The organism is Streptomyces lydicus, assembly GCF_001729485.1.
GTDB classification, from domain to species: domain Bacteria; phylum Actinomycetota; class Actinomycetes; order Streptomycetales; family Streptomycetaceae; genus Streptomyces; species Streptomyces lydicus_D.
Window position 1 is genome coordinate 5,494,062 of record NZ_CP017157.1, and the last position, 12,808, is coordinate 5,506,869.

Consider the following 12,808-nt stretch of genomic DNA (forward strand, 5'->3'; position numbering starts at 1 on the left):
ATCCATCATGAAACTTATTGATACTGGACCCATGCCACGTGTACTTCTGATCGAGGACGACGCCGCCGTACGGGACGGGGTGACCCTCGCGCTACGGCGGCGCGGCCACGAAGTGGCGGCGGCGGCCAGCGGGGAGGAGGGCCTCACGGTCCTGCCGGGTTTCCGGCCCGACATCGTGCTGCTCGACCTGATGCTGCCCGGCAAGGACGGCTTCCAGGTGTGCCGGCTGATCCGCGCCGAGCGGCAGCTGCCCATCATCATGCTCACCGCACGTGGCGACGATCTCGATGTGGTGCTCGGGCTGGAGGCCGGCGCCGACGACTACATCGTCAAGCCGGCCCGTGGCGAGGTCTTGGAGGCCCGGATCCGGGCGGTGCTGCGTCGCACGGCGCTGCCCGCCGACGGTGCGCCGGCCGTGGAGCCGGGGCCCGCTCCGGTCGAGACGTACGGCGAGCTGGCCATAGACCGGGCCGGGCTGGTGGTCGGCAAGGGGGGCCAGGACCTGGCGCTGGCGCCCTCCGAGATGAAGCTGCTGCTGTTCCTGTCGGCCACTCCGGGGCAGGTCTTCAGCCGTCAGCAGCTGCTGGAACACGTCTGGGAGCACAGCTATCACGGCGACGCGCGGCTGGTGGACGCCTGTGTGATGCGGCTGCGGACGAAGATAGAGGACACCCCGCGCAGCCCCCGTTACGTCCAGACCGTGCGTGGCTTCGGCTACCGCTTCGGGCCGCTGTGAACCGCCTCGGCCGCCGGGTGCCGTCGCGCACCCTGCTGCGCGGGCTGCGGGCCCGGCTCGTGGTGGGGTTCCTGGTGGTGGCCGCCGTCAGCGCGCTGACCACCGCGCTGCTGACCTACCGCGAGGCCCGTAACGCCATCCTCCAGCGCTCCCAGGACATCGCCGTCAACGATCTGCGTGCGCAGGTCAATTCGCTGGCGCCGGAGCTGACGGTTCCGCCGGCGCAGGAGGACCTGGACAACTTCCGGGTCCAGCTGGAGCGCTCCGGAAAATCCCGCGAATGGGATATTTCGGTGCATTACCGAGGTGTGCCGGACAGCGATGAGGGCGGACTGCGGCGCGGGGTGGTGGTCCCCGCCGACCTCAAGTCGTCGGTGGAGAAGCGCCATGTGCCGGCCTTCCAGCGCATCGACCGGGCCGGTGCCCCCTGGCTGTTGATCGGCATGCCGGTCCGGCAGTCCGACGGCCAGGCTTCCGCGCTGTCGGTCTACGCCCAGCTTCCGCTCAGCGCGGAGGAGGCCAACGTCGAGGCGCTGGTGAGCGCCGCGCAGCGGGGCGCGCTGCCGGTGCTCATCCTGGCGGTGATCCCGGCGCTGCTCGCCGCGCGCGGAGTGCTGCGGCCCGTACGGGGCCTGCGGCAGGCCGCCGGGCGGATCGCCGAGGGCAAGCTGGACACCCGGCTGGAGGTCAAGGGCGCCGACGAACTCGCCGACCTGTCGCGGACCTTCAACGACATGGCGGCCCGGCTGGAGGAGAGCATGGCCGAGCTGCGCCGGCTGGAGGCCAACTCCCGGCGGTTCGCGGCCGATGTCTCGCACGAGCTGCGGACGCCGCTGGCGGCGATGACCGCGGTCACCGACGTGCTCGACGAGGACGCCGACTCCCTCGACCCCGACACCGCCTCCGCGGTCCGGCTGATCAGCCAGGAGACCGGCAAGCTGGCGCGGATGGTGGAGGACCTGATGGAGGTCTCCCGGTTCGACGCGGGTGCCGCGGCGCTGCACCCGGACGAGGTGGACGTCGGCGAGACCATCCGCAAGACGCTGCAGGCCAGGGCGTGGCAGAAGCGGGTGGTGGCGGAGCTGCCGGAGGACGTGCGGGCCCGCCTCGATCCGCGGCGGCTCGACGTGGTGGTCGCCAACCTGGTCGGCAATGCGCTGCACCACGGCGGCGAGCCGGTCCGGGTGGTGCTGCACGCGCCGGAGCCCGGCGCGGACCGGCTGCTGATCGAGGTCTCCGACAGCGGCCCCGGCATAGACCCCGAGGTGCTGCCGCACGTTTTCGAGCGCTTCTACAAGGCGGACTCGGCCCGCGCCCGCTCGGAGGGCAGCGGCCTGGGCCTGGCCATCGCGATGGAGAACGTCCGGCTGCACGGCGGGACGATGCGGGCCGCCAACTCCCCCGAGGGCGGCGCGGTGTTCACGGTGGACCTGCCGCTGCGGCACGACGAGCCGAACGAGACGGCGGACGCGGACGGGCCGGACGCGACGAGCGCCGCGGGCACCCGCACCGCGAAGGAGAACGACGCATGAGCACCACGCACACCCCCGTACGGCGAGCGGCGCGGACCCGGCGGGTGATGGGCGGTGTGGTCTCCGGCGCGCTCGCCGGTGCGCTGGCCGGCTGCGGCATCGCGCCCACCGACGTGATCGATGCCGGTGAGCCGGCGAGCGGGGTGAAGTCGCCGGGCCAGCCGGCGGCCGACGTCCAGCTCTTCTTCTACGGGCCGTCCGGGCTGCGCTCGGCAACCCGTCCGGCGAAGGCCCCGGTCGATCCCGAGCAGGCCATCCAGCTGCTGATGGACGGGCCGAACCACGCCGAGCGGATGCGGGGCCTGTCCAGTGTCCTGCCGAAGTTCCCCGGCCGGCTGACCGCCGCCACCGGCGCGGGCACGGTCGTGATCACCCTGCCGGTGAACGCCAAACTGCTGGACTCGGCCTCGCTGAACCAGCTGGTGTGCACCGCGGCCAACGCCCGGGTGCCCGGGGACAAACCGCCCGGGCAGGTCGTGGTGACCCTGGTGGGCGACAGGGTGCGGGTCGGCCCCCTGGTGTGCGGCGGCAACAACGTCTTCCCGGTGGTCCAGCCCACCCCGACCTTCCCGCAGCCCAGCAGCACCGGCACCGGCAGCGTCGGCGGCGTAGGCTGACAGCACCGGCAAGGAGGCCACGGTCGCGGGGAGACGTGATGACCGAGCGCAAACCACCTGGTGTCACCTTCGAGAGCTGGGTCGACAGGCAGATCCGCGAGGCGACGGAGCGCGGTGACTTCGCCCGCCTGCCCGGCGCCGGCAAGCCGCTCCCCCACCTCGACCAGCCGTACGACGAGATGTGGTGGATCAAGGAGAAGATGAGCCGCGAGCACCTCTCCTGTCTGCCGCCGACCCTCGCCCTGCGCAAGGAGGCCGAGGAAGCCCTGAAGGCGGCGGCCGTCGCGCCCACCGAGGCCGTGCTGCGCCGCATCCTGACGGCGGTCAACGACAAGATCCGTGCGGCGCTGCGCACCCCGCTGGAGGGCCCGCCGCTCAACCTCACCCCGTACGACATCGACGAGCGGGCCCGTGAGTGGCGGGAGCGGCACGGCGGTTGAGCGGACGCGGCGTCCGGTGCGGCCCGCCGTCACCCCTCCGGTCCCAGGCGGACGCGCAGGAACCGCGGGCGGTACAGGGCGACATCCCCGTTGAGCCGCGCGTCGGGCGGGACACCGGGCGGGCCGAGCCAGTTGACGTCGTAGCTGAGCAGCAGCCGGCCGTTCGCGGTGAACTCCGGGTGGGCCTGGGGGTTGCAGACGACGACGTGCCGCGGGTCGGGCGCGGGCGGGCGGGGCGGGGTGAGGTGCCCGTGCGGGCCGTGCCAGGGGCCCTGGGGTGAGCAGGCCCAGTAGCTGGTGAGGGAGCGCATCCCGGCCGAGCCGTCTCCCCCGGTATCCATGGTGAACAGCACCCAGGCCGGGCCGTCGCGGACGACGGTGAAGGCACTGCCGACGCCCCGCCGGCCGCCCGCCCGCAGCACCGGCCGGGCCCGCTCGGGCCGCCGTTGCCACCGGCCGCCGTCCCAGAACCGCCAGCCGCCCCGGTCGGCGAGCCGCCCGGCCGGGACCCGGGCGAGCCAGGCACCGGAGCCGGGGGCGGACGGCGGGTCGTCACCGCCGAAGACGTACGTCCAGCCGTGGTGCCGGACCGCGGCGGCCCCGTAGAGGACCCGCTCGCCCGGGTCGGCGGCGGTCCGCCCGACGGTCTCGCGGATGCTCTCCAGCCGCAGGTCGGGCAGCGAGAGGGTGGCGACCTCGGTGGCGCGAGGCACCCCGAAGACCCACGGGCCCGTGCCGGGGGCCCGGTTCCACAGCAGGACCCGGACGACCTTCCGGCCCGTTCCGGGCGTGCGGGGTTCCACCGCGGCCCGCACCGGCCAGCGCAGGCCGCCGCCCGGCGGGTCGGGGAAGAACGGCCCCGGGGCGGACGGCGGGCCGCCGGTCAGGGTGCGCTGCAGCCGGCCCGAACGGGACATCAGCACGGCGGAGTTGTGCCGCAGGAGCGGCGTTCCACCGCCGTCGGCGGTGCGGCGGCGCGGCCCGGCCCGCCGGCCGGACGGGGACCGGACCCGGTCGAGGTAGGTGTCGGAGAAGAGCCAGAGCGTACGGCCGTCGGGGAGGCGCACCGAGTGGGTGCCGTCGCCGCCGGTCCAGTCGTCTGTCCGGGTGTTGTCGTCGCCGTAGCGGGCGAACGCGGCGGTGCGGCGGGAGTCGACCGACCAGGAGGCGATCCGGCGTCCGGTGCAGTGCGCGACGCGGTCGGGCGCGGCGTCTCCCGGCAGCGTCCAGAGGGGGGCGGTGGCGGCCAGCAGCAGGGCCGCGGCGGTCGTGGTGCGCGGGCTCGGTGCCGTGGGCATCGCGTTCCTCGGTCGGGTGCGGCGCCTACCGTACAGAACCGGTCAGTGACGCATAGATGTGAACATCCATGAGTGGTCAACGAGTGCAACGTCACAGCTGGAGCCCCTGCTCCAGCTAACGGTCGTTCGCTTAGCCTGCTGCCATGACCGCCGAGTCCACCGAACTTCCCCTGGCCGCGGCCTTCCCTGACGCCGACCGAGAGCAGTGGCAGCGCCTCGTCGAAGGTGTGCTGCGCAAATCGGGCGTCGCGCAGGCAACGGGTGCCGCCGCCGAGGACACCCTCGCCACCGACCTCCAGGACGGGATCCGCATCCGCCCGCTGTACACCGCCGAGGACGGCGCGGCCCCCGTGGGCCACCCCGGTTTCCCGCCGTTCGTACGCGGCGGGAGTCCCGAAGGCACGACCGTGGCCGGGTGGGACGTACGCCAGCGGCACGTGCTGACCGATCCGCGGCGCGCCAACGAAGCGGTGCTCGCCGACCTGGAGAACGGCACCACCTCGGTCTGGCTGACCGTCGGGGACGGCGGGGTGCCGGTGGCCGGTCTGGCCGAGGCGCTCAAGGGCGTCTATCTGGACCTGGCCCCGGTGGTTCTGGACGCGGGCGCCGATTTCGCCCCGGCCGCCGAGGAGTTGCTGCGCCTGTACGCCGAGGCGGGTGTGCCGCCGGCCGAGGCGGTCGCCTCACTGGGCGCCGATCCGCTCGGTCTGCTGGCCCGTACCGGCGACGACAGCAAGCTGCGGGTGCAGCTGGAGGCGGCGGCCCGGCTGGCCGGCCGCTGCGTCGCCGACGCGCCGGGGGTGCGCGCGCTGACCGTCGACGCGCTGCCGTACCACGAGGCGGGCGGTTCGGCCGCCGAGGAACTGGGTGCCTCACTGGCCACCGGCGTGGCCTATCTGCGGCAGCTGACCGGCGCCGGGCTGCACGTCGACGACGCCTGCCGGCAGCTGGAGTTCCGCTACGCCGCCACCGCCGACCAGTTCCTGACCATCGCCAAGCTGCGCGCCGCGCGCCGGCTGTGGGCGCGGGTCGCGGAGGTCTGCGGCGTCTCGCCGGAGGCGTCCGCACAGCGTCAGCACGCGGTCACCTCCACGGTGATGATGACCCGTCGGGACCCGTGGGTGAACATGCTGCGCACCACCGTCGCGGGGCTGTCCGCCGGTGTGGGCGGCGCGGACGCGGTGACGGTGCTGCCGTTCGACGCGGCGCTCGGTGTGTCCGACGCGTTCGCCCGCCGGATCGCCCGCAACACCCAGTCGGTGCTGCTGGAGGAGTCGCACCTGTCCAAGGTGATCGACCCGGCGGGCGGCTCCTGGTACGTGGAGCGCCTCACCGACGAACTGGCCCGCGCCGCCTGGTCGTTCTTCCAGGACATCGAGGGCGCCGGCGGTCAGGCCGAGGCGCTGCGCTCCGGGATGCTCGCCGACCGCCTCGCGGACACCTGGGCGCGCCGCAGCGCGGACCTGGCGCACCGGCGTGAACCGATCACCGGCGTCAGTGAGTTCCCGCACCTCGCCGAGGCGCCGGTGGACCGCGAGCCGGCGCCCGCCCCGGTCGGCGGGGGGTCTCCCCGGACGGGGTCCGGGGGCGGGCTGCCGCGGGTGCGCAGGGACGATGCGTACGAGCGGCTGCGGTCGCGCTCGGACGCCCACCTGGCGGCGTCCGGCGACCGGCCGAAGGTGCTCCTGGCGGGCTTCGGCCCGGTCGCGGCGCACACCGCCCGGGCGGCCTTCGCCGCCAACCTCTTCCAGGCGGGCGGCATCGAGCCGGTGCAGGAGACGGTGGACGCGGAGTCGGTGGCCGGGGTCTTCGCCCGCAGTGGCGCGCGGATCGCCGTGCTGTGCTCCAGCGACGCGGTGTACGGCGAGCAGGCGACGGCCGTGGCGGCCGCGCTGAAGTCGGCCGGGGCGCTGCGGGTGTACCTGGCCGGCAAGCCGGGCGAGCGCCGGGAGGAATTCGAGGCGGCCGGGGTGGACTCCTTCGTCTTCGCCGGCTGCGACGCGGTCGAGGTGCTGTCCTCGGCCCTGGACGTCATGGAGGTGGCGTGATGGTGGAGATCCCGGACTTCAGCACCGTGGAGCTGGGCACGCCGGACGCCTCGTCCGGTGACGGCCGGTGGGCGGAAGCGGTGGCGCGGGCCACCGGCAAGGATGTCGCGGACCTGACCTGGGAGACGCCCGAGGGCATCGACGTCAAGCCGCTCTACACCGAGGCGGACCTGGCGGGGCTGGACTTCCTGGGGACGTACCCGGGGATCACGCCGTATCTGCGCGGCCCGTACCCGACGATGTACGTCAACCAGCCGTGGACCATCCGGCAGTACGCCGGCTTCTCCACCGCCGAGGAGTCCAACGCCTTCTACCGCCGCAACCTCGCGGCGGGCCAGAAGGGCCTGTCGGTCGCCTTCGACCTGCCCACGCACCGCGGTTACGACAGCGACCACCCGCGGGTGACCGGCGACGTCGGCATGGCGGGCGTCGCCATCGACTCGATCTACGACATGCGGCAGCTCTTCGCGGGCATCCCGCTGGACAAGATGACGGTGTCGATGACGATGAACGGCGCGGTGCTGCCCGTTCTCGCCCTCTACATCGTGGCGGCGGAGGAGCAGGGCGTACCGCCGGAGAAGCTGGCCGGGACCATTCAGAACGACATCCTCAAGGAGTTCATGGTCCGCAACACCTACATCTATCCGCCGCAGCCCTCGATGCGGATCATCTCCGACATCTTCGCGTACACCTCGCAGAAGATGCCGCGCTACAACTCCATCTCGATCTCCGGCTACCACATCCAGGAAGCCGGCGCGACGGCCGACCTGGAGCTGGCGTACACCCTCGCGGACGGGGTGGAGTACCTGCGCGCGGGACTGGCGGCCGGGATGGACGTGGACGCCTTCGCGCCCCGCCTGTCCTTCTTCTGGGCGATCGGCATGAACTTCTTCATGGAGATCGCGAAGCTGCGCGCGGCCCGGCTGCTGTGGGCGCGGCTGGTCCAGAAGTTCGACCCGAAGAACCCCAAGTCGCTGTCGCTGCGCACCCATTCGCAGACCTCGGGCTGGTCGCTGACCGCGCAGGACGTGTTCAACAACGTCACCCGGACGTGCGTGGAGGCGATGGCGGCGACGCAGGGCCACACCCAGTCGCTGCACACCAACGCCCTCGACGAGGCGCTCGCCCTGCCGACCGACTTCTCCGCCCGGATCGCCCGCAACACCCAGCTGTTCCTCCAGCAGGAGTCGGGCACCTGCCGGGTGATCGACCCGTGGGGCGGCAGCGCCTACGTCGAGCGGCTGACCCACGATCTGGCCCAGCGGGCCTGGCAGCACATCGAGGAGGTCGAGGCGGCCGGCGGCATGGCCAAGGCGATCGACGCGGGCATCCCGAAGCTGCGGGTGGAGGAGGCCGCGGCCCGTACCCAGGCGCGGATCGACTCGGGCCGGCAGGCGCTGATCGGCGTGAACAAGTACCGGGTGGAGACCGACGAGGAGATCGAGGTCCTCAAGGTCGACAACTCCGCGGTGCGGGCCCAGCAGATCGAGAAGCTCAAGCGGCTGCGGGCCGAGCGCGACGAGGACGCCTGCCGGCAGGCGCTGCGGGCGCTGACGGAGGCGGCGAAGTCCGAGCCCGGTACGGGACTTGAGGGCAATCTGCTGGCGCTGGCGGTGGACGCGGCCCGGGCGATGGCGACGGTCGGTGAGATCTCGGACGCCCTGGAGACGGTCTACGGGCGGCACTCCGGCCAGATCCGTACGATCTCCGGTGTGTACCGAGACGAAGCGGGCCCCTCCTCCGGTGTCGAGCGCACCCGGACGCTGGTGGCCGAGTTCGAGCGGGCCGAGGGACGCCGGCCGCGCATCCTGGTGGCCAAGATGGGCCAGGACGGCCATGACCGCGGCCAGAAGGTGATCGCCACGGCCTTCGCCGACCTGGGCTTCGACGTCGACGTCGGCCCGCTGTTCCAGACGCCGGCCGAGGTGGCCCGCCAGGCCGTCGAGGCGGACGTGCACATCGTCGGGGTGTCGTCGCTGGCCGCCGGCCATCTGACGCTGGTGCCCGCGCTCAAGGAGGCGCTGGCAGCGGAGGAGCGGGAGGACATCACGATCGTGGTGGGCGGGGTGATCCCGCCGCAGGACGTGCAGCCGCTGCGCGACATGGGCGCCGCGGCGGTCTTCCTGCCCGGCACGGTCATCCCCGATGCCGCGCACGACCTGGTGCGCGACCTGGCGTCGGTCCTCGGCCACGAGCTCTGAGCGGGGGGTCATGCCTGCGACGATCGATGTCGAACGGTACGCCGAGGGTGTCCGCGCGGGGTCCCGGGCCTGGATCGCCCGCGCCGTCACCCTGGTCGAGTCCACCCGCCCCGACCACCGGGCGGCGGCGCAGCGGCTGCTGGTCGCGCTGCTGCCGTACTCCGGGTCGGCCCGCAGGGTGGGCATCAGCGGGGTGCCGGGCGTCGGCAAGTCGACGTTCATCGACGCGCTCGGCACGCTGCTGACCGGCAGGGGGCACCGGGTGGCGGTGCTCGCCGTCGACCCGTCCTCCAGCCGTACCGGTGGCTCCATCCTGGGCGACAAGACCAGGATGGAGCGGCTGGCGACCGACCCTGCGGCGTTCGTCCGCCCCTCCCCCACGTCCGGGACGCTGGGTGGGGTGGCGCGGGCCACCCGCGAGTCGATCGTGGTGATGGAGGCCGCGGGCTATGACGTCGTCCTGGTGGAGACGGTCGGGGTCGGCCAGTCCGAGACGACCGTGGCCAACATGGTCGACACGTTCCTGCTGCTGACCCTGGCGCGCACCGGCGACCAGCTCCAGGGCATCAAGAAGGGCGTCCTGGAGCTGGCTGACCTGGTCTCCGTGAACAAGGCCGACGGTCCGCACGAACGGGACGCCCGCTCCGCGGCCCGTGAACTGGCCGGTGCGCTGAGGCTGTTGCAGCCCCCGGACGCGGCCTGGACGCCCCCCGTACTGACCTGCAGCGCCCGCGAGGGCACCGGCCTCAAGGACCTCTGGGACCGGGTGGAGCAGCACCGCACCCTGCTCGAATCCACCGGGGCGCTTGCCGAGCGCCGCCGCACCCAGCAGGTCGACTGGACCTGGTCGATGGTCCGCGAACGGCTCATCGACCAACTCCGGGAACACCCGGAGGTGCGCCGGCTGGGCCCCGAGGTGGAGCGGGCGGTGCGCGACGGGGAACTCACCGCGACGCTGGCGGCCGAGCAGCTGCTGGCGGCGTTCGGCCCGTCGGACGGTGCGGCCGGCTGACGCACGGCGGGGCCCCCGGCCGTGGCGCACGAGGGCACCCATGGCCTCGATACCCCTCGACGGCGCGCAACTCCCGCTTCCCGCAGTGGAGTTGCGCGCCGGCTTTGCATCGGCGACGGACCCTCGGATGCTCACCCGGGCGGCCGAGCAACGGAGTTCGACCCGAGGCCGGGACCCCGTGTCACCCTCCAAGATCATCGGGTACAGAATGACCCGTATGGCGATATCGAACATTATCCGGACGGCGACGATCGAGGACGCCCCCTTGATCAGCCGCACCTTGGCCCGCGCCTTCGACAACGACCCGATGATGCGGTGGTTCTTCCCCGACGACGCCTCGCGGGAGGCGGAGCTGAGCCGCTACTTCACCACGATCTTCACCCGGCAGTACGTCCACCACGGCGTCTGTGAGCACACGGGGACGGCGGCGGCCTTCTGGGTGTCGCCGGAGGCGCAGGACAAGGCCGTTCCCGACGCGACGACCGTTCAGGAACTCCAGAACATCCTCGGCGACCGGGCGCCGCTGTTCAGGAAGACCGTCGAGGCGGCCGCCGGGTGCGCGCCCGAGGAACCGCACTGGTCCCTCGCGGTGGTGGGCGCCGAGCCGGCCGCTCAGGGCCAGGGCCACGGGGCCGCCCTTCTGCGCTCCGGTCTGGCCAAGGCGGACGCCGCGGGCCTGCCCGCCTACCTGGAGTCCTCCACGCCGTCCAATCTGCCCTTCTACCAGCATTTCGGCTTCACCGTGCGCGAGGAGCTGCAACTGCCCGAGGACGGCCCGGTGTTGTGGACGATGTGGCGCGAGCCGCGCCGCCCGGCCGACGCCTGAGAACCGTCCGACGATTCCGCCTCCGGTGCCGGGACCGGAGGCGATCAGTGAGGGGCGTGGCGCCGGGTTCGTCTCCGGCGCCCGCCTGTACGCGGTATCGCTCGGCGACTCAGCCGCGTACCGGCACCGTCGCCCACACCGTCTTGCCCGAGGCGTCCGGCGACGTCCAGCCCCACTCCGCGCTGAGCTGGTCGACGATGTGCAGCCCGCGGCCGGATTCGGCCAGCGGGTCCTGGGCGGTGACGACGGGTGTGGTGGTCCCGGTGTCGGACACCGCACACAGGACGGCGCTCTCCTGCCGGGTCAGGGCGAGCCAGGCGGGGCAGAAGCGCAGCGGCGTACCGGGGGCACGCTCGTCAGCCGCCGGGGAGCCGTAGCGCAGTGCGTTGCTGACGAGTTCGGAGACGACCAGGGCGGTGTCCTCGGTGGCGTCGGCGCACACCCGCCAGCTCCTGAGGGTCACACGGGTGAACCGGCGGGCCTCCGCCACGGTGTGGGCGGAGCTGCTGAGCGCGCAGGCGGCGAAGCCGTCGGGATCGGGCAGCCACCAGCTCTCCTCACGCGCTTCATCCCGAAGGGCGTCGTGCACGGTCTCTGCCGGATGTGCCGTCATCAACATCTCCGCTAAGGGGATTTCGGGTCTGGGCCGTACTGCCTCGGAGAGCTAATATCCTCGTCAGCCGTCCCTCGATGCAAGTGCATCTGCAATTACATCGGTAAGGACGGCCGTTCAGGGGCCCGTTCACGCCATCGTGATCGCGGGACCGGAACGGGGACGAGGAACCCATTCCAGCAAGGGAGCAACTGTGATGAATCCGGTGACCAACGGCATACGGGCGACCAGCATCGACGGCGCGGTCTGGCGCAAGAGCCGCCGCAGCAACCCCAGCGGCAACTGCGTTGAACTGGCCGTTCTTTCGGACGGCGGGGTTGCGGTGCGCAACTCCCGGTTCGCCTCCGGGCCGGCGCTGGTCTACACGCGCGCCGAGATGGCGGCCTTCGTCCAGGGCGCCAAGGACGGCGACTTCGACGATCTCGTCAAGCGCGTCTGAGGCATATGCCGCCGAGATTGGCGCATATGTCGTCCGGGTAGTCACCACGGCTGTACGAACACTCGTGGCGATGGGACACTGGGCGTTCGCCCGACCACTCAGGGGAGTCAGCATGAGCGCCGCGCAGCCGAGCAGCGATCCGTCCCTGCGCCGCTATCTCGACCATCCGCGGGGCGGTCCGACCGTCCTGCGCATCGTGCTGGGCACCCAGCTGCGCCGGCTCCGGGAGGCCGCGGGCATCACCCGCGAGGCCGCCGGCGACGCGATCCGCGGCTCGCACGCGAAGATCAGCCGTCTCGAACTCGGCCGGGTGAGCTGCAAGGAACGGGACGTCGCCGACCTGCTGACGCTCTACGGCGTCACGGACGAGGGCCTGCGCGCCGACTTCCTGAAGCTGGCCCGCCGCACCAGCAGCCCCGGCTGGTGGCACCAGTACAGCGATGTGCTGCCGGGCTGGTTCGAGACCCACCTCGGCCTCGAGGAAGCCGCCTCGGTGATCCGTACGTACGAGGTCCAGTTCGTGCCGGGCCTGCTGCAGACGGCGGATGTACGCCCGCGCGGTGGCGCAGCTCGGGCATCCGCGGTCGAAGCCCGAGGAGATCGACCGGCGGGTTCAACTCCGCGTCCAGCGACAGCAGTTGCTCACCCGGCCGGACGCGCCGCGGGTGTGGGCGGTGATCGACGAGGCGTCGCTGCGCAGACCGCTCGGCGGTCCCGAGGTGATGGCGGGCCAGATCAGACATCTGCTGAAGATGGCCGAACTGCCGAACGTGACGCTGCAGATCGCGCCGTTCAGCCTCGGTGGGCTGGCGGCGGCCGGTGGCCCGATCACGATCCTGCGGTTCCTGGAGCCCGACCTGCCGGACATCGTCTACCTGGAGCAGCTGACCAGCGCGCTCTACCTGGACAAGCGGGATGACGTCGATCACTACCTCGCGGTGATGGACCGGCTCAGCGCCCAGTCGGAGTCGCCGCGCGAGTCGTTGGCCATACTGGAGCGACTGCTCAAGGAGAACTGACACCGGGGGCGGTTCCTGCGGCCGGTG

At 72.5% G+C, this 12,808-nt stretch carries 11 protein-coding genes and 1 pseudogene; 10 read left to right on the forward strand and 2 right to left on the reverse strand.

Annotated features, from left to right (window positions below; all coding sequences use genetic code 11):
• The first annotated feature begins 31 nt into the window (after positions 1 to 31).
• Genes SL103_RS23915 through SL103_RS23930 form a run of 4 tightly spaced genes read left to right on the forward strand, consistent with a single transcriptional unit; the run spans position 32 to position 3,325 of the window.
• Positions 32 to 736 carry a response regulator transcription factor gene (locus SL103_RS23915; protein ID WP_069571002.1) on the forward strand — a complete coding sequence of 235 codons (705 nt, stop codon included), beginning with the start codon at positions 32 to 34 and terminating at the stop codon, positions 734 to 736.
• On the forward strand, positions 733 to 2,268 hold the full coding sequence (locus SL103_RS23920) for an ATP-binding protein (RefSeq protein WP_069571003.1): 1,536 nt from the start codon (positions 733 to 735) through the stop codon (positions 2,266 to 2,268). Before SL103_RS23915 ends, SL103_RS23920 begins: the two co-directional genes overlap by 4 nt.
• Positions 2,265 to 2,885 (forward strand): GerMN domain-containing protein, encoded by a 621-nt coding sequence (locus tag SL103_RS23925; protein WP_069571004.1) that lies wholly within the window; start codon positions 2,265 to 2,267, stop codon positions 2,883 to 2,885. Before SL103_RS23920 ends, SL103_RS23925 begins: the two co-directional genes overlap by 4 nt.
• 38 nt (positions 2,886 to 2,923) lie before the next feature.
• Complete coding sequence (locus SL103_RS23930) at positions 2,924 to 3,325, forward strand: DUF1992 domain-containing protein (RefSeq protein WP_069571005.1); 402 nt, start codon at positions 2,924 to 2,926, stop codon at positions 3,323 to 3,325.
• 29 nt (positions 3,326 to 3,354) lie between these two features.
• Here SL103_RS23930 and SL103_RS23935 read toward each other — a convergent pair whose 3' ends face one another.
• Positions 3,355 to 4,623 carry a DUF4185 domain-containing protein gene (locus SL103_RS23935; RefSeq protein ID WP_069571006.1) on the reverse strand — a complete coding sequence of 423 codons (1,269 nt, stop codon included), beginning with the start codon at positions 4,621 to 4,623 and terminating at the stop codon, positions 3,355 to 3,357.
• A gap of 143 nt (positions 4,624 to 4,766) precedes the next feature.
• Between SL103_RS23935 and SL103_RS23940 the strand changes: the two genes are divergently transcribed.
• From SL103_RS23940 to SL103_RS23955, 4 genes are all read left to right on the forward strand, one after another.
• A complete protein-coding gene (locus SL103_RS23940) occupies positions 4,767 to 6,671 on the forward strand; it encodes a methylmalonyl-CoA mutase subunit beta (RefSeq protein ID WP_069571007.1) in 1,905 nt (634 codons plus the stop codon).
• Entirely contained in the window at positions 6,671 to 8,872 is a 2,202-nt protein-coding gene (gene scpA / locus SL103_RS23945; protein ID WP_069571008.1) for a methylmalonyl-CoA mutase, read from the forward strand. The genes SL103_RS23940 and scpA overlap by 1 nt, the downstream gene beginning before the upstream one ends.
• A 10-nt stretch (positions 8,873 to 8,882) precedes the next feature.
• Positions 8,883 to 9,884 carry a methylmalonyl Co-A mutase-associated GTPase MeaB gene (meaB, locus tag SL103_RS23950; RefSeq protein WP_069571009.1) on the forward strand — a complete coding sequence of 334 codons (1,002 nt, stop codon included), beginning with the start codon at positions 8,883 to 8,885 and terminating at the stop codon, positions 9,882 to 9,884.
• Positions 9,885 to 10,092: 208 nt separating this feature from the next.
• Positions 10,093 to 10,710, forward strand: coding sequence for a GNAT family N-acetyltransferase (locus SL103_RS23955; protein WP_079146287.1), 618 nt, complete (start codon positions 10,093 to 10,095; stop codon positions 10,708 to 10,710).
• Positions 10,711 to 10,819: 109 nt separating this feature from the next.
• On the opposite strand, the gene SL103_RS23960 is transcribed toward SL103_RS23955, so the two are convergent.
• Entirely contained in the window at positions 10,820 to 11,323 is a 504-nt protein-coding gene (locus SL103_RS23960; protein WP_069571011.1) for an ATP-binding protein, read from the reverse strand.
• Positions 11,324 to 11,519: 196 nt separating this feature from the next.
• Here SL103_RS23960 and SL103_RS23965 point away from each other — a divergent pair, with 196 nt between their 5' ends.
• Together SL103_RS23965 and SL103_RS23970 are read left to right on the forward strand one after the other, a co-directional pair.
• Complete coding sequence (locus SL103_RS23965) at positions 11,520 to 11,762, forward strand: DUF397 domain-containing protein (protein WP_069571012.1); 243 nt, start codon at positions 11,520 to 11,522, stop codon at positions 11,760 to 11,762.
• 112 nt (positions 11,763 to 11,874) lie between these two features.
• Positions 11,875 to 12,781: pseudogene (locus SL103_RS23970) on the forward strand (helix-turn-helix domain-containing protein).
• Positions 12,782 to 12,808: the final 27 nt, after the last annotated feature.

Excerpts from the sequence above, each read along its gene's own strand:
- SL103_RS23930 (WP_069571005.1), top strand. The coding sequence starts at position 2,924 with ATGACCGAGCGCAAACCACCTGGTGTCACCTTCGAGAGCTGGGTCGAC.
- SL103_RS23935 (WP_069571006.1), bottom strand. The coding sequence starts at position 4,623 with ATGCCCACGGCACCGAGCCCGCGCACCACGACCGCCGCGGCCCTGCTG.
- SL103_RS23965 (WP_069571012.1), top strand. The coding sequence starts at position 11,520 with ATGAATCCGGTGACCAACGGCATACGGGCGACCAGCATCGACGGCGCG.
- SL103_RS23940 (WP_069571007.1), top strand. The coding sequence starts at position 4,767 with ATGACCGCCGAGTCCACCGAACTTCCCCTGGCCGCGGCCTTCCCTGAC.
- SL103_RS23955 (WP_079146287.1), top strand. The coding sequence starts at position 10,093 with ATGACCCGTATGGCGATATCGAACATTATCCGGACGGCGACGATCGAG.
- SL103_RS23960 (WP_069571011.1), bottom strand. The coding sequence starts at position 11,323 with ATGACGGCACATCCGGCAGAGACCGTGCACGACGCCCTTCGGGATGAA.
- meaB (WP_069571009.1), top strand. The coding sequence starts at position 8,883 with ATGCCTGCGACGATCGATGTCGAACGGTACGCCGAGGGTGTCCGCGCG.
- SL103_RS23915 (WP_069571002.1), top strand. The coding sequence starts at position 32 with ATGCCACGTGTACTTCTGATCGAGGACGACGCCGCCGTACGGGACGGG.
- SL103_RS23925 (WP_069571004.1), top strand. The coding sequence starts at position 2,265 with ATGAGCACCACGCACACCCCCGTACGGCGAGCGGCGCGGACCCGGCGG.
- scpA (WP_069571008.1), top strand. The coding sequence starts at position 6,671 with ATGGTGGAGATCCCGGACTTCAGCACCGTGGAGCTGGGCACGCCGGAC.